This window comes from Anaerohalosphaeraceae bacterium (assembly GCA_037479115.1).
In the GTDB taxonomy this organism is placed as follows: Bacteria; Planctomycetota; Phycisphaerae; order Sedimentisphaerales; family Anaerohalosphaeraceae; genus JAHDQI01.
Genome location: JBBFLK010000001.1, coordinates 149,110 through 173,957, shown reverse-complemented (window position 1 = coordinate 173,957; position 24,848 = coordinate 149,110). Strand labels below are relative to the sequence as shown.

The 24,848-nt window shown below is 55.4% G+C and carries 18 protein-coding genes; 8 read left to right on the top strand and 10 right to left on the bottom strand.

Annotation, left to right across the window (positions count from 1 at the left end; translation table 11 throughout):
- Complete coding sequence (locus WHS88_00680) at positions 1–2,433, top strand: glycoside hydrolase family 2 TIM barrel-domain containing protein (GenBank protein ID MEJ5258687.1); 2,433 nt, start codon at positions 1–3, stop codon at positions 2,431–2,433.
- A gap of 65 nt (positions 2,434–2,498) precedes the next feature.
- On the opposite strand, the gene WHS88_00675 is transcribed toward WHS88_00680, so the two are convergent.
- Genes WHS88_00675 through murF form a run of 3 tightly spaced genes read right to left on the bottom strand, consistent with a single transcriptional unit; the run spans position 2,499 to position 6,615 of the window.
- Entirely contained in the window at positions 2,499–4,073 is a 1,575-nt protein-coding gene (locus tag WHS88_00675) for a glycosyltransferase family 39 protein (protein ID MEJ5258686.1), read from the bottom strand.
- A 4-nt stretch (positions 4,074–4,077) separates the two neighbouring features.
- Positions 4,078–5,223 carry a phospho-N-acetylmuramoyl-pentapeptide-transferase gene (mraY, locus tag WHS88_00670; GenBank protein MEJ5258685.1) on the bottom strand — a complete coding sequence of 382 codons (1,146 nt, stop codon included), beginning with the start codon at positions 5,221–5,223 and terminating at the stop codon, positions 4,078–4,080.
- Between the two features lie 15 nt (positions 5,224–5,238).
- Complete coding sequence (gene murF / locus WHS88_00665) at positions 5,239–6,615, bottom strand: UDP-N-acetylmuramoyl-tripeptide--D-alanyl-D-alanine ligase (protein MEJ5258684.1); 1,377 nt, start codon at positions 6,613–6,615, stop codon at positions 5,239–5,241.
- A gap of 609 nt (positions 6,616–7,224) precedes the next feature.
- Here murF and WHS88_00660 point away from each other — a divergent pair.
- The gene (locus WHS88_00660; GenBank protein ID MEJ5258683.1) at positions 7,225–8,052 is read left to right on the top strand and encodes a prepilin-type N-terminal cleavage/methylation domain-containing protein; all 828 of its coding nucleotides are present in this window, start codon (positions 7,225–7,227) and stop codon (positions 8,050–8,052) included.
- A gap of 24 nt (positions 8,053–8,076) precedes the next feature.
- Here WHS88_00660 and WHS88_00655 read toward each other — a convergent pair whose 3' ends face one another.
- Both WHS88_00655 and murA read right to left on the bottom strand, forming a co-directional pair.
- Positions 8,077–8,271 carry a DUF6485 family protein gene (locus tag WHS88_00655; GenBank protein ID MEJ5258682.1) on the bottom strand — a complete coding sequence of 65 codons (195 nt, stop codon included), beginning with the start codon at positions 8,269–8,271 and terminating at the stop codon, positions 8,077–8,079.
- A 35-nt stretch (positions 8,272–8,306) separates the two neighbouring features.
- A complete protein-coding gene (murA, locus tag WHS88_00650) occupies positions 8,307–9,578 on the bottom strand; it encodes a UDP-N-acetylglucosamine 1-carboxyvinyltransferase (protein MEJ5258681.1) in 1,272 nt (423 codons plus the stop codon).
- Positions 9,579–9,640: 62 nt separating this feature from the next.
- Between murA and WHS88_00645 the strand changes: the two genes are divergently transcribed.
- From WHS88_00645 to WHS88_00620, 6 genes are all read left to right on the top strand, one after another.
- Positions 9,641–10,534: a type II CAAX endopeptidase family protein gene (locus tag WHS88_00645; protein ID MEJ5258680.1), complete on the top strand. Its 894-nt coding sequence runs from the start codon at positions 9,641–9,643 to the stop codon at positions 10,532–10,534.
- Between the two features lie 116 nt (positions 10,535–10,650).
- Entirely contained in the window at positions 10,651–11,229 is a 579-nt protein-coding gene (locus WHS88_00640) for a DUF2062 domain-containing protein (protein MEJ5258679.1), read from the top strand.
- 250 nt (positions 11,230–11,479) lie between these two features.
- On the top strand, positions 11,480–12,859 hold the full coding sequence (mgtE, locus tag WHS88_00635) for a magnesium transporter (protein MEJ5258678.1): 1,380 nt from the start codon (positions 11,480–11,482) through the stop codon (positions 12,857–12,859).
- Between the two features lie 2 nt (positions 12,860–12,861).
- A complete protein-coding gene (gene mtnA / locus WHS88_00630; GenBank protein MEJ5258677.1) occupies positions 12,862–13,944 on the top strand; it encodes an S-methyl-5-thioribose-1-phosphate isomerase in 1,083 nt (360 codons plus the stop codon).
- A gap of 69 nt (positions 13,945–14,013) precedes the next feature.
- A complete protein-coding gene (locus WHS88_00625; protein MEJ5258676.1) occupies positions 14,014–15,357 on the top strand; it encodes an oligosaccharide flippase family protein in 1,344 nt (447 codons plus the stop codon).
- A 160-nt stretch (positions 15,358–15,517) separates the two neighbouring features.
- Complete coding sequence (locus tag WHS88_00620) at positions 15,518–16,369, top strand: hypothetical protein (protein MEJ5258675.1); 852 nt, start codon at positions 15,518–15,520, stop codon at positions 16,367–16,369.
- Between the two features lie 96 nt (positions 16,370–16,465).
- Here WHS88_00620 and WHS88_00615 read toward each other — a convergent pair whose 3' ends face one another.
- The 5 genes from WHS88_00615 to WHS88_00595 all read right to left on the bottom strand — a co-directional run bounded on the left by WHS88_00615 (position 16,466) and on the right by WHS88_00595 (position 24,658).
- Positions 16,466–18,028: a hypothetical protein gene (locus tag WHS88_00615; GenBank protein MEJ5258674.1), complete on the bottom strand. Its 1,563-nt coding sequence runs from the start codon at positions 18,026–18,028 to the stop codon at positions 16,466–16,468.
- A gap of 164 nt (positions 18,029–18,192) precedes the next feature.
- Positions 18,193–19,035 carry a prepilin-type N-terminal cleavage/methylation domain-containing protein gene (locus tag WHS88_00610; protein MEJ5258673.1) on the bottom strand — a complete coding sequence of 281 codons (843 nt, stop codon included), beginning with the start codon at positions 19,033–19,035 and terminating at the stop codon, positions 18,193–18,195.
- A 307-nt stretch (positions 19,036–19,342) separates the two neighbouring features.
- Positions 19,343–20,224 carry a PEP-CTERM sorting domain-containing protein gene (locus WHS88_00605; protein ID MEJ5258672.1) on the bottom strand — a complete coding sequence of 294 codons (882 nt, stop codon included), beginning with the start codon at positions 20,222–20,224 and terminating at the stop codon, positions 19,343–19,345.
- A gap of 90 nt (positions 20,225–20,314) precedes the next feature.
- A complete protein-coding gene (locus tag WHS88_00600; GenBank protein ID MEJ5258671.1) occupies positions 20,315–22,366 on the bottom strand; it encodes a LamG-like jellyroll fold domain-containing protein in 2,052 nt (683 codons plus the stop codon).
- A gap of 63 nt (positions 22,367–22,429) precedes the next feature.
- Positions 22,430–24,658 (bottom strand): LamG-like jellyroll fold domain-containing protein, encoded by a 2,229-nt coding sequence (locus WHS88_00595; protein ID MEJ5258670.1) that lies wholly within the window; start codon positions 24,656–24,658, stop codon positions 22,430–22,432.
- Between the last annotated feature and the right edge of the window lie 190 nt (positions 24,659–24,848).

The following is a 24,848-nucleotide window of genomic DNA, read 5'->3' as shown; positions in this document are numbered from 1 at the left end:
ATGAACACAAACCAATCCAAAACAAAAACCGCTGCCCAACGGGTATTTCTTTTTCTTCTGCTGCTCATTTCATTCGGTCCTGAAAAGGCGAAAGCAGACGCATCGCCCCGAATCGTCCTGGATTTCGACTGGGACTGGAAGTTTCTCAAAGAAGACGCTGCCGGTGCACAGCAGACCGATTTTGAAGACAGCGCCTGGCGGATGGTCAACCTGCCGCACGACTGGAGCATTGAGGGCCCCTACAGCCGGCAATGGGCCAGCGGCACCGGCTATCTGCCCGGCGGCATCGGCTGGTACCGCAAGACCTTCACCGCCCCGTCGGACTGGAAAAACAAGACTGTTCTGATTGAATTTGACGGCGTCTATAAGAACTCGGAGGTCTGGCTGAACGGACAGTTTCTCGGCAAACGCCCCTTCGGCTATATCGGCTTTCAGTACGACCTGACGGACCATCTGCTCTTTGACAGCCCCAATGTGCTGGCCGTCCGCGTCGATCATTCCGATTTTGCCGACTCGCGCTGGTACACCGGCTCCGGCATCTACCGGCATGTGCGGCTGATTATTACCGACAAGCTCCGCATCCTGCCCTGGGGCGTTTTTATCCAATCCAAACCGCTGGAGGGCGAAAAGGCCGCCGTGTCTATCGAGACCGCCCTGCTGAACGGCCGAACGCAGGCCGCCCGCATCCAAATCGTTTCCTCCATCTTTGACGCCCAAAATCGGTGCATCAGTCGGCAGCAGGATTCACAAACCATCCAGCCCGGCAAACAAATCATCCACCGCCGGCATTTCACCCTCGAAAACATCCGGCTCTGGTCGCCGGACAACCCGGTTCTCTATCGGCTGGAAACCGCTATTGTCGAGGACGGAAAACCCGTTGACCAAATCGACACCCCCTTCGGCATTCGTTCGATTCGTTTTGACCCCAACGAAGGATTCTTCCTGAACGGTCAAAACCTGAAAATCAAGGGGGTTTGCCTTCACCACGACGGCGGCCCGCTCGGGGCGGCTGTGCCGGAGAAACTCTGGCAGTTCCGCCTGACCCAGCTGAAGGAAATCGGCTGCAACGCCATCCGCACCAGCCACAACCCGCCGGCGCCGGAGCTGCTGGACCTGTGCGACCGGATGGGATTTCTGGTGATGGATGAGGCCTTTGATGAATATACCCCGCCCAAGAAGAAATGGATTGAGGGCTGGAACAAAGGCACGCCCGGCTTTGACGGCTACGGCAAGGTCTTCGAAGAATGGGCCGTCCGCGATATTCAGGATATGGTTCGCCGCGACCGCAATCACCCTTCGATTATCCTCTGGAGCATCGGCAACGAGATTGACTTTGCCAACGACCCGTTCTCGCATCCGTCAATGGGGGCGGAATATAAGCCCGACCAGCCGCCGGCGGAAAACCTGACCAAGCTGGCCCGCCCGCTGGCCGAAGCCGTCCGTGCCCTCGACAGCACCCGGCCCATCACGGCCGCCCTGGCCAACGCCGCCGTCTCCAACCTCGTCGGGTTTGCCGACCTGCTGGATGTCGTCGGCTACAATTATCAGGAACAGCGGTACGCCCAGGACCACCAGCAGTACCCCAGCCGCTGCATCCTCGGAAGCGAAAACAGTATGTCGTTTGCCGCCTGGAAAGCCGTGCTGGAAAATCCTTATGTCTCCGGGCAATTTCTCTGGATTGGTTATGATTATCTGGGCGAGGCCGCCGGCTGGCCCGTCCGCAGCTGGACGCGGGGGCTCTTTGACCTGTGCAATCTGAAAAAACCCATCGCCTGGCAGCGGCAGGCCTGGTGGTCCGACAAGCCGATGGTCTATCTGGCTGCCATATCCGGCGCAGACGGTTTTCGGCGGGGAGCGGAGCCGCAAAGCCATTGGAACTGGCCGGCCGGCTCAACCGTTACGGTGCTGATTTACTCAAACTGTCAGGAAGTGGAGCTGATTCTCAACGGCAAATCGCTGGGTGTTTCCGCCCCCTTGAGTGTGCCCGAGCGAACCATCCGTCGGCCGGTGCCCTTTGAAAGCGGCACGCTGACCGCCGTCGGCAGAAACGGGGGAAAAGAGGTCTGCCGGTACACCCTCACCACCGCCGGTGCCGCCGAGCAAATCCGTCTGATTCCCGACTGCACCATGCTGCGGGCCGATGGAAGAGACATCGCTCTGGTGGAGTTTTTCATTACAGACGCAAACGGAACCGTTGTGCCGTCCGCTTCAGATTCCGTATCCTTTGACATCCGCGGCCCGGGGCGAATTCTGGCGGTTGGCAACGGCGACCCCGCCTGCCACGAAAATCACAAAGGAAAGACATATCCCGCCTACCGCGGACGCGGCCTGCTGATTGTTCAGTCGGAAAGACAGCCGGGAACCATCGAAATCAAAGCCGCCGGCGGGGAGTTGAAACCGGCTGTGCTGACGCTGAAGTCCCAGGAAAAATAGAAACGGCCAAACTCTTTAGGTCCGCCGGGCAGGTTCATTGCACAGACGGACATTGTGCCTTCCGATTATTCCGCAGAGGCGGCCGGCTTTGAAAAAGAACTCGCTGAAGATGAATCAACCGGCTGCACAACTTCCAGCCGATTCTCAGGCGGAGTGCAGATCAGCAGCCGGCGGCCGTGCAGGAGGGGAATCTCCTCTATCCTCCAGCCGCTTCGTTCCAAAGCCGTTTTTATTTTCGGCAGGGATTTGGAATTCGGAAGCAGAAACAAATGAGGAAAAACATCCTCCCGCATCTCCTGAACTTCCTCTTCCATCGTTTCCGACAACATAAAAGCAGGATAAGGTGTATCGTCCCGGGAGATATTTTCGACTTCCATTGCCCCGTAAAACCAAAGACCGTCCACCCGTTCCCCGACGGCTGCAATTTCATATTGTCCGCTCGGCAAATACGGCTTCAGCTCCTCCCAAAGAGCCCGGCAGTCATTACGAATCGGCACAAACCCCATTCCCGCCCGCACACCCAAAAGCAGAACACACCAAATCGCAGCAAAAGCAAGCCCTTTCCGCCCCTCCGGTGAAAGAATCCATGTTGATTTTTCAAACCAGGCCGGAATCAGCCGCGCCGAAGCCAACGCCAGGGCCGGAAACACCGGCAGAGCATAAAGTCCCAATTTGGAACTGGCCAAGGTTAACACCGTCATCGGAACACAAATCCAGCAGGCCAAAAACAAAGAAGAAGGGTTTGCGGTCAGACGCTTCCACCCCTCCCAGCGGAAAAATCGCCGAATTCCATCGGGATGACGGAACCACTCCACACTCCACGGCAGGGTCCCCAGCAGCAAAACCGGCAGATAAATCAAAGCCCCCTTCAGACCCGGATTTCTCTGATACGCATCCGAAACCAGCCGGCCCCAGACCTGACTGATAAACAGATACTTTGCTGCGCCGGGAATCCGCAAACTCACAAAAAGATACCAGCTGAAACCAAGAAGAGCGAAAACCAATATCCCCGCGGGCAGCCACCATCCCCGCAGATAGGCCATCACTTCTCGGCGGACGAGCAGATAAACAAACATCGCCCCGCACGGAATCAGAACCGCCGGCCCTTTGGTCAGAAATCCCAGCCCGACCGCCGCACACAACAGGATTTTCCAAAGGGTCTTTCGGGGCTCTTTCGGACGGGTGCTTTTCCAAAAAGCCGCCATCGACAGGGTTGTAAACAGCGTCAGCGGTGTGTCCATTGTGAGAAAATTGGCCGCCGAAAACGGAAGAATCATCGTGGCATAAACCATCGCAGCCGAAAAACCATCCTGCAGACGGCCCGTGAACGACCGACCGAGCTCAAAGACTGTCAAACAGGTGAGTGCATAGCACAGTCCGAGGAAAAACCGTGCAGAAAATTCGCTGTATCCGAAGAGTTTCAGACCGGCCAAAATACCCCAATACAGCAGAGGCGGTTTGTCCAGAAAGATTTCTTCTCCGAGTCGAGGAACCAGATAATCCCGGTTCAAATCCATATTGACGGCCGTTCCGATATAATATCCTTCGTCGGGCTGCCAAATGCCGCGAACCCCCTGAAACCCGAAGGATAAAACCAAAAGAACCGCCCCTGCTGACCAGAAGAGTGTTTTGGATTGCATCGTCTTACCGCAGTTTCAGAGTCGCCAGCGCCAGAATCGCAAACGCAATCGACAGAAGCCAGAACCGCACTACCACCTGGGGTTCCGACCAGCCGCTCAAATGGAAATGGTGATGAATCGGTGCACATTTAAACAGTTTGCGTCCGGCCGAGTATTTATATTTGGTATATTTGAAATAGCCGACTTGCAGAATCACGCTGCCCAGTTCCATGACAAAGACCCCTCCAATCAGCAGCAGCAGGATTTCATTACGGGTCACAATCGCCCCATAGCCCATCGCCGCCCCCAGCGGCAGCGACCCGATATCGCCCATAAACACCTGCGCCGGATGACAGTTGTACCACAAGAAACCCAGAATGGAGCCGGTAATCGCTGCAAAGAAAATGCACAGCTCCCCCGCCCCGGGCACCCGCGGCAGCAGCAGGTATCCCGCCCAGGTCATCGTGGTGGCCCGTCCCATCGCCTCTGAGGCAATATAGCAGAGAATCACCAGCACCGTCGAAACAATCCCGATGCAGCCCGAGGCCAGTCCGTCCATCCCGTCCGTCAGATTCACCGCATTGCTCGTGGCGGTAATGTACAGCATCGACAGGATCACAAACATCCAGCCCGCCAGCGGGATGCCGTGCTTATAAAACGGAAGCCACAAAAGCCGCGCATCCTCCAGCTCCCTCATATCCGAATACAAAAACCACGCTACCAGGAAGGAGCCGCCCAGCTGATAAACCAGTTTCTGCCAGGCCAGCAGACCGTCCCGGCTTTGTCCGGCGATTTTTCCGGTCAGCTTCCAGTAATCATCCAGCCCCCCAATCCAGCCGAAGAAGAGCACCAGAATCACCGCCTTGTGCATAAACGGATTGGTCAGTTTGGACCACAGAAGTGTACTGGTTAAAATTCCGGTCAGAATGATAATGCCGCCCATCGTCGGGGTATTGGCGCGGTCTTTCATCAGTTCATTGAGAGCAGCATGATGAAACTCAGGCCGGTCGCCGATTTTCTTGCGCATCAGCCAGCGAATCACCTTCGGCCCCATCCAGAATGTCAGCCCCCAGCTGGTCAGGGCCGCTATGACCGCCCGAAAAAGAACATCCTCATAGGCATAAAAACCGATGCGGTAAATCTGTAAAAGTTCGCAAAGATGATAAATCAATTTCTTCCTCGTTTTCTAAGAGGCACTCTGTCGTCCGGCGAACAGCTCCCGCAGCCGTTCCGCAACTCGTTCCAGACGGACGGAGCGGGACGCCTTGATGAGTATTATATCGTCCGGCTGAACATAAAAGTGCAGATTATTGCACAGGGCTTCCACCGTTCCAAAAGCAATACGCACACCGGTACTGCCCGAAAGATTATCGGCTTGAGCCGCTCCTTCCGCCAAAGCCTGAGCGAAACGGCCTGCCGCCAAAATTACCCCGACCCCGCGTTCGGCGGCAAACTTTCCCAATTGACGGTGCAGGGGGTCGCTCTCACTGCCCAGTTCGAGCATATCCCCCGCGATAAACACGCTCCGCCGTCCCTGCGACTGAGCCATCCGCACCAGACAATCCACGGCATTTTCCATCGAGGCCGGATTGGCATTGTAGCAGTCATTGAGCACCGTCAGCGGCCCGATATGCTCCAGCTGCATCCGCATATCCGCCGGTGTGACCGTCTTCATCGCCTCTGCAAAGTCCGATAAACGGACGCCCAAATCCCGACAAACCGCCCATACCATCAAACTGTTGCGAAGCGAACCGATACCGGCCAGCGGGACCCGAATGGTCTGCCCTTCCAGCTGCAGCCAGCCGTTGGTCCCGCAGCTGTGCAGCCGTTCCGCTCGAACCATACAATCAGGCCCTTCGCCGACGGTAATGACCGGATGGGAATAATTTTGTCGAACATAACTTACCAACTCGGGAATATCGCCGTTGATGTAGGCCCTTCCTTCAGAAGAAAGTCCCTCCAGAATCGATGCTTTTTCCTGAATAATGGCCGCTATGGAACCCATCCCCTCCAAATGGGCCGGCGCAATATGGGTAATCACGGCAATATCCGGACCAGCCATCCGGCTCAAGGGGGCAATCTCGCCGGGATGATTCATCCCGATTTCCACCAGAAGAATCTCATCCTCCGGCTGAGCGGACAAAAGCGTCAGCGGCACACCGATTTGATTGTTAAAGCTTTTCGGGGCCTGCCGAGCCCGAAAATGACGGCCCAGCACGCCGAATAGCAGATGGCGTGTAGTGGTTTTGCCGACGGAACCGGTAATTGCAATCACCCGGGCCTTCAGCCGTCTTCGATACCAGGCCGCCAGCTGCCCCAGCGAACGAACCGTATCCTCCACGCGAATGACCGGAATCTTTAAATCCGCCGGCAGTTCTTTGTGAACGACGGCACAAGCCGCCCCTTTCTGCTCTGCCTGATGAAGAAAGTCGTGGCCGTCAAAACGCTCGCCCGGAACAGCAAAAAAACACTCCCCCGGCTGAATGGTACGAGAATCAATGCTGACCCCTGTTATCATCCGTTCCGCCTGCGCAGGAAACGGATGCTGCAAGACTTCGCACATTTCCGATAAACGCAGAGATTCCATTCAACTGCCCAGCTTTCCCAAATACGCTATCATTCCTGGCCCGCTCGAACACCCCATAATCTACCAAAAGATTTGTCACTGTGCTATGGACTTCTTCCTCGAACGGCAGCAAGAACCATACCAGAAATGGGATGACAAGAACATCCGTATTATTCCCTATATAAGTGAAAGAAAAATGTTTTTTGAAACACTTTAAAAAAAAGAAAAGCAGCGGCAAGGAGGCAACCGCTGCTTTTTTCCCAGGTTGAAGAACCTGGCATTAGGAGGAGGAGGGTAATCTTGTTAACATATTCTACGGAATATTCCCTATGCAGTTCAAGTCTCTTTTTCAAAATTTTCTAATTTTTTTTAAATTTTCCTTATTATAGACGATATATACTGTCAATAAGCATATAATAAATCAGGAAACCCTTTTAAAATAGATAAAAAATCATGTTATTATAAGACCTTAATAGGAGATATACTATTGTCTATATATGATAATAATATAAAGTCCTTATTTTCTTATTGATTTTCTCCTGACCCTGCGATACGATGAATCAGCAGAGGGGCGATAAAAAAAGGACGGAATCGCGCCGGAGGATTATGAACAGCCGGTATTCCAAAACCGGGTTTACAGTCCTTGAACTGCTCGTAGTAGTGTTTCTGATTGCACTGCTGCTGGCAATCGTTATCCCCTCTCTGTTCAAGGCCCAGGGAAGGGTTCAGACCATCACCTGTCAATCCAACCTCAAACAGTGGGGGATTTATCTGGTTATCTATTCCAATGACAATGACGGTTATCTGCCCGCAGACAGCCGCGACTGGATGATTTCGCTTCTGCCCTATTCCGAGACCGCTCGAGGCCCTTCCGGTTCCCCCTCCTCCGTCAGCGCCGGCCCCAACAAAAGCATAAGCTGCTGCCCGACAGCCGCCCAGCCCGGCACCATTCCTCCCAGCGATTTCGGTCAGCCGTTCGCCGCTTTCCCGATTCAGTATCCTCACTCCTCCGAACCAATCGCCCTCGGCAGCTACGGCATCAACGGCTGGGTCTGCCATGTCTCTTCATCAGAAAAAGAAATTTACGGCATCTCCACCTCGAAGAACTGGAGACGCTTCGATGTCGGTGAAAGTGCTTCCAAAATCCCGCTGGTGCTGGACAGCATGTGGATTCGGGCCTTTCCGGACAACAACAATCTGCCTCCTGAAAAAAACGGGGATTTCAGCAACTGCGACCTGACCGGCGGGGGAAGCCGCCAGATGCGTCATTTCGCCATCGCCCGTCACGATGGGCGCACCAATATCCTGTTTCTGGATTTGGGAGTTCACCAGAACGGGCTGAAGAAGCTCTGGAAGATGAAATGGCACCGCGGAAGCGACACCAACGCTCCTGAACCCGCCTGGCCCGAATGGATGCAGGGCCTTCCTGACTAAAGGGCAGGGAGCGGCAGACAATTCTTACAGATTCCAGGCCTTCGCAAACGCCGCAAAACTGCGGTCATAGGTCTTTTCCGCTGACGGTGGAAAACAGCAGCCCGGCAACTGGCGGTTTTTTAAATGGTATTGAAGGCAGTCGCAGCAGATGCCTTTTCGGCTGCATCCGGGATACGAACAGCTGCAGAATTTCAGATTCTTTTCCTGCTTGCACTCCATAGCACCCTCTCAATCAGACAAGGCATGAAATATTTCTACACTGCAAGTCGGCGGATTTTGGCCCCGACTCGGTTGAGCTTTTCCTCGATTTTTTCATAGCCCCGGTCAATGTGATAGACCCGCTGCACCGTGGTCAGCCCGTGGGCGGCCATGCCCGCCAGCACCAGGGCCGCCGAGGCCCGCAGGTCCGAGGCCATTACCGGCGCGCCAATCAACTTTTCCACCCCCTCGACAATCACGCTGGAGCCCTCTTTGCGCAGATGCGCCGCCATCCGGTTCAGTTCCGCCACATGCATAAAGCGGTCCGGAAAGATTTTTTCCGTAATCACACTGTTTCCCCTGGCCAACGCCAGCAGAGCCATAAACTGCGCCTGCAGGTCCGTCGGAAATCCCGGATACGGCTGCGTGGTAATATCGGCCGGAAGCAGCTGCCCTTCGTAGCGCACTGTGCACTCTCCGGGCCCCTCCTCTACCGTCAGGCCGATATGGCGAAGCCGGTCCGTCACCGCCAGCATCTGGTGAATGGGGCAGTTTCGAATTCGCAGACACCCGCGGGTAATGGCCGCCGCCGCCATAAATGTGCCCGCCTCGATCCGGTCCCCGATTACGGAATAGGAAACGGGATTCAGATGCCTGACCCCTTCAATCACCAGCCGCGGCGAGCCGATGCCGCTGATTTTTGCCCCCATTGCATTCAGGCAATTGGCCAGGTCCGCCACCTCCGGCTCGCAGGCAGCCGACTCAATCACCGTCGTGCCTTTGGCCAGCACCGCCGCCATCATCACGTTGTCCGTGCCCAGCACGGTCGTTCCGAACGGCCCGCCCAGAAAAATCTGCGTCCCCACCAGGCCGCCCGCCGGGGCCTCGGCCACGATATAGCCCTGCTCCAGATGAATCTTGGCCCCGAGGGCCCGAAGCCCGCGCAAATGAATATCCACAGGCCGGTCCCCAATGGCACATCCGCCCGGCATCGACACCCGCGCCTTGCCGAAACGAGCCAAAAGCGGCCCCAGAATGCAGATGCTGGCGCGAATCTTGCGCACGATGTCGTACTCCCCCACGGGGCGATCCAGGGGCCCGCTGTCAATCTGCAGGGCCCCGTCGGCCGTCCGTTCGACCCGGGCTCCCATGCTCTCCAGCAGCGTCTCGAACGAGGCGATATCCGCCAGATACGGCGCATTGGGGATTGTGCTCACCCCGCCGGGCAGAATCATTGCCGCCATAATCGGCAGCGTCGAGTTCTTGCTGCCGGCCACCTCGATTTCGCCTTCCAGACGTACCGGTCCTTCAATTTCAAAGATATCCATCCTGCTTTTCCTTTGCCAAAAGAACGGCTTTTCACTATAACACGCTCCAGCGGAGATTGCAAATGCCCTCTTGGACAGGCAGACATTTCATTGGCTCTCTGGCAGCCGCTCAGCAATCGGCTTTCGACGGCTCTGGGCTTCGAACGCTCGATTGGTTCGGCTGGGCCGTCTGTACGCTCGGCGGGCTGCTTCTGCTCCGATGGCTGATTTCCCTTCGCGGGGGCGACCCGCTGACTCGCTGCCCCGTCCGCCGGCATCGCCTGCCGGCCTGGTTTGTTCCGGTTCAATTGCTGGTCTGGATGATTGGGACAGTCCTGATTGCATCCGTCATCAAAGCGGCTGTTCCTTCGGACAGGCCCTCCCTCCTTGAAGCCGCTCTGCACGGCGGCATTATCCTCTGGTATCTGCACCTGGCCGCTCTGTTTCTGGCTGTGGCCCATTTTGGTTTTGTCCGCGGACTGAAAGGGTTCGGCCTGGACTTTCGACGAATTCGAAAGGACTTTTTCATCGCGGCCGCCACCCTCTGTGCCCTGCTGCCGCTGATTGTCCTTGCCCTCGAAGGAACATACCAAATCGGACGCTTCTTCTTCGGACCGGACTTTACGATGGACCGCCATACGTCCCTGTCGGCCCTTCAGGACTGCCCTCAGGTCTGGATTCGACTGCTGATTCTTGTCAATGCCGTCCTGGTGGTACCCGTTTTCGAAGAAATTCTCTTTCGCGGACTTCTTCAGTCGGTTTTGACGGCCGCTCTGGGTCGTCCCTGGCTGTCCATTGCCGTCGTTTCAATTCTGTTTGCCGCCATGCATCCTTACCCAACCCACCTGTCCGCCCTGGTGATTCTCTCTATCGGACTCGGTTATGCTTATGAAAAGAGCGGTTCACTCTGGCAGCCCATCTTTATTCACATTCTTTTTAACGGAATCAATGTTGCCGCCGTCCTTCTGGGGGCCTGAGAATTTCCCGTCTTTTCCGGATTGACACCCCCGCAAATCTCTCTATGATAAGCCGGACAATCTGGATAAGAAGGCGGAACCTATCCGTATAACTCAAAACCCAGAATCCAAAACTTATGTGGCTTCGTCTTTGGCGAAAAAAACAGGCCTCTATCCGGCAAAACCTTCACGGCAGCCGGCTTCATCAATTTTGGGGCCAAACTCTCTTTCATGACCTTGTCTGGCGGACAGACCGGCGCTCCATCGCGGGCGGGATGGCTCTGGGACTATTCATCGCTTTTACCCCCACCATTCCGTTCCAAATGACCCTGGCCGTCATCGGGGCCCTTTTTCTGAAGGTGAATCTGCCGATTGCTATGGCCGCCTGCTGGATTACAAACCCCCTGACTGCTCTTCCGGTTTATACGGCTGCCTGGAAAGTCGGCAAATACCTGATAGAACACATCGGCTTTATACAATCCATTATGGATGTTCACCAAATAGAAAGCAAATCGGCCCATCTGATTCTAAACGGCATCTATCTCTGGACCGGCTCTCTGCTTTTCTCTACGGCAGCAGCGGTTTTGGGCGCCCTTCTGGTCATTACACTGTGGAAGATGCCCCGACTCCGGCGTCGAAAACGCCGCGGCTCTCCTGTCCAGTCCACGTCCTCCTCTCCCACAGCAGGCAACCCGAAAAATTCTGAAAAATTTTAAAATTTCCGTCAAACAGGCGTTGGCGCTTCTTTCCGCCTAAAGGTATAATTCCAAATTTCTAACACAGAGAGACGTAGCAATGTTGGAAGAAGAAAGGACACCTCCCAAAGAACCTTTGGGCAAAGCTGAAGACAGGGATTATTCAGAACCGCTGCGGCCTGACCAAACGGCCGGCAGACCTTTGGAGTACACCGCCTAAACTCCTTGTCTGCCTCCGGCCGGATGGATGCCGCGGCAGGGGAGGCAGAACATGATTAATCCGATTCTGATTCCGGAACTGAGAGAGCTGCTGGCAAGCGGCGACACGGAAACCATTCGAAAATTCTGCCAGCAGAACCACCCGGGGAATGTGGCGGAATTAATCAGCGGCCTGGAACCGGCGGAAATCTGGCAGGTCCTGCACCTTCTTGAGCCGCCTCTTCGGGCGGAAATCTTCTCCTTCTTCGACCTGAACAAACAGGTCGAGCTGGCTACCGGGCCGAGCCGAAAGGATATGGCACGGCTGCTCGAAGAAATGCCTCCGGATGACCGGGCGGACCTGGTCCAGAAACTCGACGAATCCCTGCTGGAGGAGATTCTTCCGCTTGTCGCCAAGGCGGAGCGGGAAGATATCCGCAAACTGGTTTCCTATGAGGAGCGCACGGCCGGAGCGGTCATGAGCACGGATTATGCCGTGCTTCGCCCGGAAATGACCGTAGCCGGAGCCCTGGAACAGCTGCGTCTTCAGGCCCCATCCAAGGAAACCATTTACTACATCTACGTCATCGACGAAAACCGCAAACTCATTGGATTCGTCTCCCTGAAAGATTTAATCACCGCCAAGCCGACTCAGCTGGTGCGGGATATCATGCATACCGACGCCATTTACGCCCGGGTCAGTGATGACCAGGAAGTCGTCGCCAAACTGATCGAAAAATATGACCTGATTGCCATTCCGATTGTCGATGAAAACGGGGTCCTCGTCGGCATCGTTACGCACGATGATGCGATTGACATCATTCGACAGGAGCAAACCGAAGACCTTGAAAAGCTGATGGGTATCGCCGGCACCCACGAGGTCAGCAACTACCTCCAGACGCCCTGGTGGAAACATTTCTCCAAACGGGTTTACTGGGTTGTGGGTCTGGCGGCACTCGGTCTGGTTTCCGGAATGGTTATTCACAGTTTTGAAACCACGCTGATGAACATGCTGATTCTGGCTCTGTATATGCCGATGGTAGCCGACACCGGCGGCAACACCGGCAGTCAGGCTGCTACAGTTGTGGTTCGCGCTTTGGCCCTCGGACACCTGCGTCCGAAAGATTTTTTCAAGGTGATTCGCAAAGAGTTTCAAATCTCCATCGGGATAGCCGTCCTGCTGGGTCTGCTGTCGTTCGGCAAGGTCCTCTTTCTGTCCCGCAGTTCTGAAATCCCCGTCGGGTATTCCCTGCCGACGATTGCCAGTGCCATCGCGATTGCTCTGGGGCTTCAGGTGATTACCGCGACTCTTATCGGCGCCGCCCTGCCTCTTATCGTGGCCCGCTTTAAGTACGACCCGGCGGTTGTCGCCAGTCCGGCTTTGACCACCATTGTAGATATTACCGGTCTGGTCCTTTACTTCTGTACCGCCAAAATTCTCCTCGGAGTTTAACGATGGCGAACCCGTTTGAGCCCCCCTTTCATACGATTCGATGGAACGGCGGCCTTGACGGGACTGTCGTGCTGCTGGACCAGCGGCAACTGCCCGGTGAAGTTCGATTTCTTGCGTGCCGGACCGTTGAAGACGTAACAGAAGCCGTTCGCACTCTGGCTGTTCGCGGTGCACCGGCCATCGGGATTGCCGCCGCCTTCGGCCTGTGCATTGGTGTTTCCCAAGCCAAACCCACCTCGATTCCGCAGGCCCTGACAGCCCTCGAAAATGCCGCCGCCCGGCTGGCCGCCAGCCGTCCTACCGCCGTCAATCTTTTCTGGGCTTTGGAGCGGATGAAAAAAGCCGCCCTCCGTTTTGCCGAACAGAACCCGACATCCGATGTCCAGGACTTCCGCCGACACCTTCTTCTGGTAGCCCGCACCATCCTTCAGGAAGACATTCAAACCTGCCGGGCCATTGGAGAACACGGTTGGTCCCTCATTCCGGACGGCGGCGGCGTCCTGACCCACTGCAACGCCGGCGCTTTGGCCACCGCCGGAATCGGCACCGCGCTGGGCATCCTCTACACTGCCCGCCGATACGGCAAACCATTTCGCGTGTATGTGGATGAAACCCGCCCGCTGCTGCAGGGGGCCCGGCTCACCGCCTGGGAGCTGAGTCAGTTTGGAATCCGGCCGACTCTGATTTGCGACAATATGGCCGCCTCCCTGATGAAGGCCGGCAAAATCAGCGCCGTGCTCGTTGGAGCCGACCGCATCGCCGCCAACGGCGACACCGCCAATAAAATCGGCACGCTGGGCCTGAGCATACTGGCCGCCCATTTTCAGATTCCTTTCTATGTCGCCGCCCCGACCAGCACCTTCGACCTGTCTATCCCTTCCGGGTCTTTCATCCCCATCGAGCACCGTTCACCGGATGAAGTCTGCTCTTTCCAAAACCTGCGGATTGCTCCGCCCGATGTGGACGGGTATAATCCGGCTTTTGATGTTACGGATGCGGAGCGAATCAGCGCGATTGTGACGGAAAAAGGCGTTCTTCGTCCTCCGCTGTCAAAGGCGATTAACGAACTGCGAAAAAAAGGATAACGGTTGCGTGCTGTGCAGTTTGAGCAGACTTTCTGACCGCTTCACAGCCCCAAAAGGATGTTCTCAGCCATGACGGCCGCTTCATTGGGAAAAAACATTCAAACGCAATTTGCCGGGAATATCCTGTTTTCCCTGCTGATGGTGGCGGCGGCCATGCTCACAGCCCGCATCCTCGGCCCGGCAGACCGCGGTCTGCTCCGTCTGGCCCAGCTGCTTCCTCTGGTCCTGACCAAAATCTTCAGTTTCGGCCTGGACGTCAGCAGTGCCGCCTTCCCCGGTCTGTACCCGGACCGCCGGCGCGAGTTGTTTCTCTTGACGGTTCTGCTTTCGCTGGCCGGCTCTTTGCTGGCCGTCCTCGTTGAATTCCTCTTCTTCGCCCTGCCTTTCCCCAAAGGCCAGTTCGGCCAGATGACTCCGATGCTGATTGCCCTGAGTCTTGTGTATATTCCCTTCTTTATGCTCGCCCAGAATCTGATGACTTTTGTACGCGGCTGCGGGCAAATCAGCCGGTCCGTCCGCGTCCAGCTCGTCCAAACCGCCACCCTGCTGGTTCTCCTGCTGATATGGATTTTTGCGGGCCGCCTGACCGTCGTCTGGTCTATGGTCCTGTTTATCCTGTGCACCCTGCCGGGCATTGGGCTGGCCGCCGCCTATCTGCGCCCCTATTGGAACTTCCGCTGGCTCCCCCAGACCGGCTCACTGCTGAAAACATCTTTGCGTTTCGGCCTTCAGGTCAGTTTGTCCCACATCGCCTCCTTTCTGGTGCTCTATCAGGACCAGATTATGCTCGGCTTTATGGTTCCTCTGGAGCAGGTCGGCCAGTATATGATTTCCGTCTCGATTGCGGAACGGATGCGTCTGCTGCCGAACGCGGTTTCGATGGCCTTTCTGCCGCATCTGTCCTCTGATTTGCAGAACCGTCAGGCCGAGGTGCCCCGAACATTCCGGCTGACGCTTCTGTTCTGCCTGCTGTCTATTGTGCCGTACGGTCTGCTCGGCGCCGCCGCCATCATCCTTCTGCTGGGCCGCCCGTATGCGGGCTCGATTGCTCCTTTTCTTGTCCTGATTGCCGGGGTGGCCGTTGTCAGTGCCGCCGACATCCTTGCCGGCGATTTGGCCGCCCGGCAGAAACCCAAATACGCCGTCATCAACGGCTACACTACGTTCCTGCTCAATCTTGTCCTGAATTTCCTCTTTATCCCGTCCATGAGCATCATCGGCGCCGCCCTGGCCAGTACCCTGGCTTACTGGCTTTCGGCGGCCTTGTGGATTTTCTTCTATCTTCGCGAAAGCAAACGTTCCCTCCGCTGCCTTCTGTTTGAACCCGATGACTTTCGGTTCCTGTTGCGGACCGCCGGCGACCTTCTCCAGCGTACCATCCGCCGATTCGGCAAGTCCGCCGAACCCGCCTGAAAAACGGCCTCTGTGAATCAGAGGGCAAGCTGTCACGAAAATTATCTTGCTTAACAGATGATTTTCATTTATGAAGGCGGAATTGATGCGGATTTTCCTCAAACAGATTGTTTGCACAGCGTGCTTTACATTTTACCAACATTGAGAAAAGGAGAACAAAATGAAAAAAGTGATTGCAGCAGGATTGATTTGGGGCCTACTGGGAAGCTGTGTCTGGGCGTCGGGTTTTATCGGAACACCGACGGCCGGACTGGACAAAGGTCAATGGAGCGCCGGCTATGAATACGCCTATTCAGAGCAGGAGCTGGAGAAAACCGAAGTTCCGGGAACGCAATACACTTTGGACGCCGACAGGGAGATTGTCAGCAGCAGCAGGGATGGATATTTCCTCAAAATCGACGAATTAAAAATCCATCGGCACTACATCACCTTCGGGTACGGAATTGATTCCTGGTGGGAAATCTCCGCATCCATCGGAGCCGCCGACCTTAAAATGGATTCGAACGCCCCCTTCGGCCGGCCTATTTCCAATCTCGATACGAATTATGCCTGGGGACTGGGCACAAAGTTCACCTTCTTTCAGCAGGATAAAATCGACTGGGGTCTGGCCGCCAAATGGAACTGGATTGATAATCGGGCGGACACGAGCGGCAGCACGGACCTTGGCGGAGAAACCATTGTAAATAAACTGGAAACAATGGTGGAATACTGGGATTTGGTGATTGCTTTCGGTCCGACAATCGATATGGGCGGCTGGAAGCTGTACGGCGGCCCCTTCTACTACTATCTGGACGGCGATATCAAAAACCGTTCAACAACCTCGAACTATACCGACGGCACTTATACCGGCGGAAGTCTGCTTAAGGAATCCGGCGAGCTGAAGACCGAAGACAACTGGGGCGGATATATCGGGGCGCAGTTTGAACTGATGAAAAATTGGGATACCAATCTCGAACTGTCCGCCACACCGGAGGGCTGGGGCTTAGGCGCTGCTCTCAAGATAAAATTCTAACTCCATCGAAAGCCCAAAACTTTCCTGAAACTGCGGTTTGCCGCCGCGGTTTCTTTTTTTCTCCACCTCTCTTGACAGGAAAATTATGCGACAGCCCTAACTGATTGTGTCTATGTTGTTGTCCAGATTGAAGTAGTCGATTTTTTCCTGAGGATTGGTGCCGTTCAGATACTCTTCAATGTTGGTATAGCCGTCCCCGTCCGAATCGACGGAGGCATCTGAAGGATCTTTGGGATTCAAACCATACTTGACTTCCCAGTCATCCGGCATTCCGTCTTTGTCGGCATCCGCCGGCACCTGGTCAGGCGAGAATGTATAGTCCGGATATCCGCCGACCTGCTGGGGGTCGCTGATAATACCATTCTCAAAACTTACCTTGCCGGTTCGCACCATCTCGACCACGCGTGCATCGACAGGGTCGCGCCGCGGCCGTGTGGCCCCCGCCTTTGCCAGAACCTCCTGATACGCCTGAAGGGCCGTCTGCTGATTGACCGGCCATCCCTCAAAAGGCGTATTGACCCGGGCCATCTCGAGGGTCCCCGGCCCTTCCATCAGTTTGACCCCCTTCCAGTTGTCCGCCGTCACATCCGGATGCCCTTCGATGAAGTTGCCGGCTATATACCACTTGCCCGGCCGTTTTCCGGCCGGAGGATACCAGCGGCTGTTCTGGAACCGCCGTCCGGGCGAGTACATATCCCGCTGTTCAATGCGGACAATCGTGCTGACCATATCCTCCAGCGTCGCCGGTCCCGGCTTATAGTAGTTGTTGATCACGTTGATCAGCGAGGTCTCATCGCCGCCGTCCATCGTCCGGTGACGCCAGTTAAAAATGACATTGTTGCGGAAGTCAAACTCGCCGCCCATGCCGATGGAAGGATTGCGTCCGGTATTGCACGCAAACAGATTGTGATGGAACGTCGAATCCTGTCCGCCCCAGGTGCCGCCGAATTCGTGGCCCGGCTTCATCCCTTCGCTGGAGATGCAGTATTGAATCGTCAGATTCCTCACGGACGTCTTGACCATTTTGGTCTTTCCGGGATTTTTCGGGTCGGGCTGCTCGACCATCGCGCGGTAAAGCGAAAGATTTTCGTCGCGCCCCCAGCTGGTCGAACAATGGTCAACAATAATATGATGAAGCGGATTTCCGCCGATGTTGTCCGAACCCTGCCCGCCGGTGGTAATTCCCCGTCGAACCCGCAGATGACGGACAATCACATTGTAGGTGTTGATATCCAGCGAGGCCCCGGCAAGGCAGATTCCGTCCCCCGGTGCGGTCTGTCCGGCAATCGTAATATGCGGGTGATTGATGGCCAGGTTGGATTGAAGCTGGATGATGCCCGCCACACGAAAGACCACAATGCGGGGGCCTTCCGTCTCAATCGCCTCCCGCAGACTGCCCGGGCCGCTGTCGGCCAGATTGGTAACAAGCAGGACTTTTCCGCCGCGTCCGCCTGTCGCAAACATCCCGCCGCCCCAAGCCCCCGGAAAGGCCGGAACGGCCTCCGGCAGGTCCGGCGGAAGAGGAGGAATCATCCCTGCGACGGGCTCCTTGACTTGTGCAGCAGAGGAGGCGGCTTCCTGAGCCGCTGCCCAACCAACAAACAGACACGTCATCCATACGGCCCAAAACACGCTCGAGGAGAAATCCCGCTTGTTCACAGTCCGCTCCTGATTTGAACGTATCGTAAGAGAGAGATTATTCAATTATCGGGAACTAAGCAAGTAGCTAATGCAATAAAAGAAATCAGAAAACACTGCAACGGCGATTTTACGGGCGGCAAAGAGACCACCGTTGATTGACAGCCCGTCCCTTGAAATACGGATTACCGGGACCCTTTCTTATACGCCCAGCCCTGCTCCATGTATTCCGTATCGGTCACCTGGGACGGGTCGCGCGGGAACCGGTCGTTCAGACAGTTGTTCCCGCCGTAGCCGTAATGGTCAATTCCTGCCGTCTCAAAATAGAACTTGAGCCGATAGGTCGTCTGCCGGTCCACCCACTGATGCACTTCTGCATGGCCGTCGCAGAAGCCCAGAACACTGCCGTTGCCGTGAGCCACAGAAATGGGGTCGCGCCAGTAGGGAAATGCGCCCACCGGATTGGTTTCGGAGGTATAAAAATCCCACGTGCCGACGTTGAAGTTGCGGCCTTCGGCTTCTTCTACAAAGTTGTATCGTCTCGAAGGCTGCTTGATGTCGGATATCTTCCGAATCTGACTGCCAAGACAGCCGGGCATGGCATAGGAGCGGAAGATAGGGGTCAAGTCGTATTTGCTTTTTCGATTATCCACAGGACAACGGTATGCATCATAATCTTCAATACCCATTTGCTGGTACATTACACCGGCGGCAATGCCGCGCCATTCGTCCTCGTCCGTTACCGGCGGCGTCACGGCAAAACCATCACAGGCCGTGCCGTTCTCACGGAACGGATGAAGAACCCAGCCGTCCGGGTTGCTCGGATTGGAATTCATGATTCTTCCATTATTTTCCCCATGGTAGGCATTCCAGGCCAAGGAAAAATTCTTAACGTTCGTCAGGCATACGGCGGCACCGGCTTTGCGTTTTGCCATTTTCACCGCAGGGATGACAATCGACAGCAGCAGGGAGACAATCGCGATGACCACGAGCAGTTCGATAAGTGTAAATCCCTTTTTTTCGGTCATTTGCGTACCCTTCCATTCAGCCGTTTGAGGGTCATAAAGGGGAGAAAACCCCTTCCTTTAATATTGTCGAACATTCGACATTTTCTCACAAGGCAATTTTGCGCCTGAAAAAAGACAATTCTGCGCAAATCTGTTTTTCTTTACCGATTGGAACCTTTCTTTCAAAACCCGGTTTTTTTCCAAAAAACCGTCGGATAAATCCCGCACAGCCGATGCCGCCCAGCAAAAGAAGCCGTGACATTTTCTCAGAGCCCTGGAGGCGTCCTTTCAGAGACGCCTCCAGGCTCTTCTGACTGGGTAATAAGGTTTATTGCCGCCGACGCAGCAGCAGTCCGCCGGCCAGCAGGATGACCATCGTTGCCGGCTCCGGGACAAAAATCAGCGCCGGAGAGAATTCGCCGTTGGCGTTGGACATTCCGCTCCACGGACTGGCCGCATCTGTGTTCAGCGTCGTCATCTCTTTCGGATTAAACAGATAGTTAAATCCTTTCCATTGCGAATTGTTCGTGCTCTGATCGTGAGCAATGGCCATCACAATGGTAACGGTCTTGTGGTCGGTCTCGAGGGCCGCCGCAACCGCATCGTGAAGGGCGCTGCCGGGTTCGCAGACGAAATTGAATGGTCCGCCGACAGGCAGATGCAGGGGCGAACCCACCAGCTCAGCACTGTCATAGAGTTTTCTGCCCAAATAGGTCAGACCGTCCATCGGTTCCTCGGGCGTTCCGCATCCTTTGGTAAAGAGGTTGCCGTCATAGTAATAGCCCGGTGCATTTCGCGGTGTAATGGTGGCCTCATCCCAATCGGCGCCGGTCAGCCAGGGGTCCATCACATAATAATCCCAGCCGGTATTCGGGCCGCCGAGGGGGTCCTGAATTCGTCCGGCTGTGATGTTGTTGTTGCGGTATGTCGTCTGCACGATGATGTTGCCCAGCAAATCAGAGGGGGTAATGCCCGCTACGCCGAACTTCAGGTAAATCAAACTGTTCTGCGTCGGATTTTCCACCGTCCCGGAAACCCGCGAGGCCAGCTCGTTGCTGGAGCCTCGGTTGGTATCCGGCGCCTCTTCCCGCAGCTCCGCATCGGCCCCGCCGGGCATGTTGGTGGTGATGCGAATGACCGCCGGAGCCTGCGCGGCCAAAACCATCGCCGCCGCCATTGCCATCAAGAGCATCAGATTTCTTTTCCTCATCTTTCTTCCTCCAAATCAAGTTACGGTTTACTAACCAAGAGAGCCCTCACAACAGGTATTCTCCTGCACAGCACACTTCACACCAGGCATTCAGTCGGCATAAATCCGAAAATCTTTGAGCCACTTTAAGGCAATCTGAGCCAAATCCGCCAAATCGACCCGGCAGTTGCGGTCGTAGTCGAAGGGGGCCAAATCATAGATTTCTTCATTGCAGATCGAATTCACATCGGTTCGAACCGCCATATAGTCTTGGGCGATTTCCGCCGAAGACCGCACATAGTTGTAAATCTTCAGTTCGTCGATAAAGCCGTTAAACATCGGCTGGGTTGTCGTCGTGACGCGCCGACCGATATAGGCGGCTGTCTTGGGAAGATTCAGCGGCGGATACAGGTCATTGACGCCCAGATATTTGCCGTCGATATACAGCTTTCCGGTGCCGTTCTGGTCCACGGTCATCGTCACAAAGTACCACTGGTCCGCATTCATTTCATAGCCGCCGTCCAGCGTACGAAGATTGCTGCCGACCCGGAACTCGCTGCGCGCCACATCCAGTCCGCCGTAGGCTGACTGGTCCTGCTGATAATAGGGATAAAACGACCAGTTGTTGTTGTCGTCCGAACCGCAGTCCCAGACGCCGGCTTTCCGATCCAGCGTGCTCATCCGGAACCAGGCAGAGACGGTCAGCTGCCGATTGTCAAACACAGCCGGATCCAGGATATTTACGTACTGAGTGTCTTCCGCATCGGAGCCGGGATTGCTGAGGACCAGATAGCCGCCGACGATGGAGTTTTCATCGGCCCCACTCACCGAGGCCCCTCCCATCAGCTGCGCCTGAACATCCCCGACAACGTCCGCTGTCAGACCGTTTTCGGCCTGCTCAAACGGAAAGTAATGTTTCAGCCGTTTGATAATCAGTTCACCGGAGGACAGGCTCTGGGCCGTCTGGCCGGTCGATGTCTGCGTGCCGATACAATAATAGGCACCTTCCTGTTCAATCTGAACGCCGCGGATGGTCAGCGTATTGGTGTTGACTCCCTGATAAACAGCTCCGTTCGACAATGCCCCGACGCCTTCTTTGTACCACTGATACGCATCCACGTTGGCGCCGAGCACGGTAAAGACTACATCGGCCCCTGCGTTCACCGTATGATTGGCCGGAGAAACCGGATCGAGATAGGGACCGGTCATAACGGTTCGGAATGTCCACGGCTGAATCCCGTTGGGCTCCGTATTGACCGGAACGACGCACCAGTAATAATCCGTGTCATTCAGAAGATTGGAAGGCCATTCGGTTTCGAGCGTGATGCTGTACAGTCCGGTTGAAACGGGCTTGCTGCTGACAATCTTAAAGGCCGGGTTCTGGAACAGATTCGGATCTTTCTCGGGTCCGAAATAAACATCCACAGCAGTCACAGCCGGGTCCAGAATTGTGAAAACCAAATCATTCGCGGCAGAGGTGCGTTCCACCGGAATAAAACGGGCTTTGTTTTTCGGCGACTGCCGGGCAATCTTGCTGACCGTCAGGGTGATATTGTCGATGCAGATCCACGGGGCAACGCCTGCATTGTAGTTATTAAGGCGAAGGAACAGCTCCCGGCCGACAACGGCCGCGGACAAATCCAGCGTAAAAACGGCCCTGACCGACTGACCGGGAACCAGATTTCGCACAACCGTCGCGCGCGTAATCTCCCGAACACCGGCCGCGCCGTAAATATCCTGAAAGGCATACCATTCGCCCGGTTTGAACGTGCCGTCGGATTCGAAAATCATCACCGTCAGCCCCATCAGACCGCCGTCACGGTCGCCGGCAGCACCCCAATCCAGGGACAGTTCGACAGACGGCGTGCCGTCATAGAGGCCGATGCTCTGATAGACATAGACCCGGCGTCCGCCGTCCTCCGTACCGGTCGCCGCCGCTCCGGGCAGAAACAGACATCCGGTAGCATTGATGCCGGCCGAGCTGCTGCGTTCATACCAGGGACCTGCACTGTAATTGCCGCTGTTGTCAAAGTCATACCAGCCGGCCACATCCGCCGCTCTGCTCAGGCGGAACTGCGCTTCAAAATCCCCATTGGTGATGGACAGCGCCCATCCCGTCGAAGCCGCTCCCAGGCAAATCAGTATATACAAAACATTTTTCATGCCGTCACCCTTTCGATAAGAATGTTCTTCTATCCACTCTCGGTCCTTTTCGCAGGATTACGCTTAGGGTCTGTAAATTCGGTCGTCTTCCACCCACCTGGACAGAAAGATTGCCAAGTCCGCCAGGTCCGTCCGGCAGTCCCTGTTGTAATCAGTCTGCCCCAGGTCGCTGATTTCCTGGTTGCAGACAAAGGGAACATTGGTCCGAACCTCCATGTAATCCCGGGCAATCTGTTCGGTCGAACGGACGTAGTTGTACACCTTCAGCTCATCAATCAGCCCGTCAAACTTCGGCAGATTCGGATAGATGCGCCGGCCGATGTAATTGATAGGCTTGCTGATGGCCGTCAGATTGGCCTGCAGATTGTAAGAGCTCTTGAACTGACCATCGATATAGGTCTTGGACATTCCGGTACTGTCCACGGTGATCGTTACAAACTGCCAGTCATAGGTTCTGTCAAACACCGCAACATATTCCCGCTGGGCCGCATGCCGATATTCCACTTTTGCCTGGTCGTCTTTGTAGCCCATCGTGAAGGTAAAGTATCGTTCCTGCGACTGACCGAAATCCCAGACACACCCGATGTCGCGGGTATCCTGACGCACCCAGGCGCTGATGGTGATTTCCGGATAATCTGCAATGCTGCTGAGGATTTCCGCATACTGTGTATCGGAGGCCGTCGGTCCGGGGTTCTCCAGCCGCAGATAGTTCCCGACGATGGAATCGGACGGATTGGTTCCAATAGAGGCTCCGCCGACCAGCTGCGCCCAGACGCCGCCGACAACATCCCGGGTTTTTCCGTCAACCACATCACTGAGGTTAAACGGGAAGTGATGCTTCAATTCCTTAAAGTCCAGTTCTCCGGAAGGCACACTGACAACATTGGTGTATCCGGTTTTCATCCCGACACAATAATAAAAGCCCCGGTCAGCCGGCTGTGCATTCAGAATCGTCAGCGTATCCGTATTGACCCCGCTGTACTTGGACCCGTTGACCAGCGGATTCGGATTGCCTTCTTTGTACCACTGATAGGTTTCAACATTCTCACCGGTTACGCTGAACACGACATTTTCGCCCGGGAAGACGCCTATCTTTGCCGGAGAGACGCAGGAAATGACCGGCCCCTGCGCCGCCGTCGAAAATTTCCAGACAGGCCCCTTTGACGTCAGCATCGGAATGCCCGTTACGGCGTTGGGCTCATAACAAAGGACTCTCCAGTAATAATCTGTTCCGTATGTAAGATTATGGGGCAGTTCACCGACCAAATCGACCGTATTCTGCCCCGGCGTTACCGGCAGGTTCTGAACAATCCTGTACTGGGGCTTCGCCGTCAGATTTGGTTCATTCTCCGGCCCCAGATAAACATCTACGGCCGAAACGTTTGAATCCAGAATCGTAAAAATCAGGTCATTTTCCGCAGCGGCAAGGTCCACCGGAACATTTGTTGCACGATGTGCGGGGGAATTGTTGACCGCCTGGACCGGCTTCATGGCAATAGCAACGGCCCTCGCAAAAAGATTTTTGTAGGCAGCCGTCAGATTCATATCCCAGGGATAGGTAGAGGCGGCATCGTAGCCCCAGTGGCCGAAATAAACGCGGCGGGCGCCGGCAATCCCGAAAAAGTTTGTCTTCCCGCAAAGGACATCAAAATCCGTCCCTGCCGGAATATCAACCAGCATCGGGTTGCCGCCCTGGGTTCCAACCACAGAGGTATAGGCATCCCAAAGTGCACTGGCGGCGGGATTCGTTACATTCCTGCCGGTCGGAATGTCCGTAAAGAGTGCAACGGACGAACCAAAGCCGTCCACCAGCTCATGGCCCATCACAATCGGCATATTCAAATCTCGCGAAGTAGCGTTTCCGCCGTTGCTCCAGCCCCATCGGTCATATTGGGAGCGAGCCAGGGCCCCGTTCTGGCACAGAATCGGCACAGGAAGTTCATTCCAGACTTTCCGGCTCTGATGGTACTGACCGCTGTCTGTCAAACGACTCACAATGATCAGGTCGGCATTGGAAAGAGCTGCCAGCTTGTCCGAATCCGTTGTCCACCCGGTGGAATCCCGATAGCGGCCTGCCATTCCGCTGGTATCGACTGTATAGCCCAGACTGATTAGAAACTCCACCAGTTGGGTGTCGTTGTAAAAGTTTGTTTTGGGGCTGACGCCGTCAAATAACGGGTTCGGTGCCCCTGTCGGCCAGTACCCGCCGTCACTGATGATAAGGATAGTCTTCGCAGAAGCAGCACCGACACAGAATAAAATTATCATGAGCAATGCTGATATCTTTCTCATCTTCAATCCTCTCAACAATCGGGTTTTTTACGTTTTGACATCCGGCGTATAACAAAGGCAGGAAAGAGTACGGTCCGCCGACAGAACAGATATGTACCGCAACAGGCATGGAAGGTAAGAAATCCTCTCAAGCCGATTCCCTGTTTCGGAAGCGACGGAGGCACTCCATCGTGTTTGCACCCTCATCCTC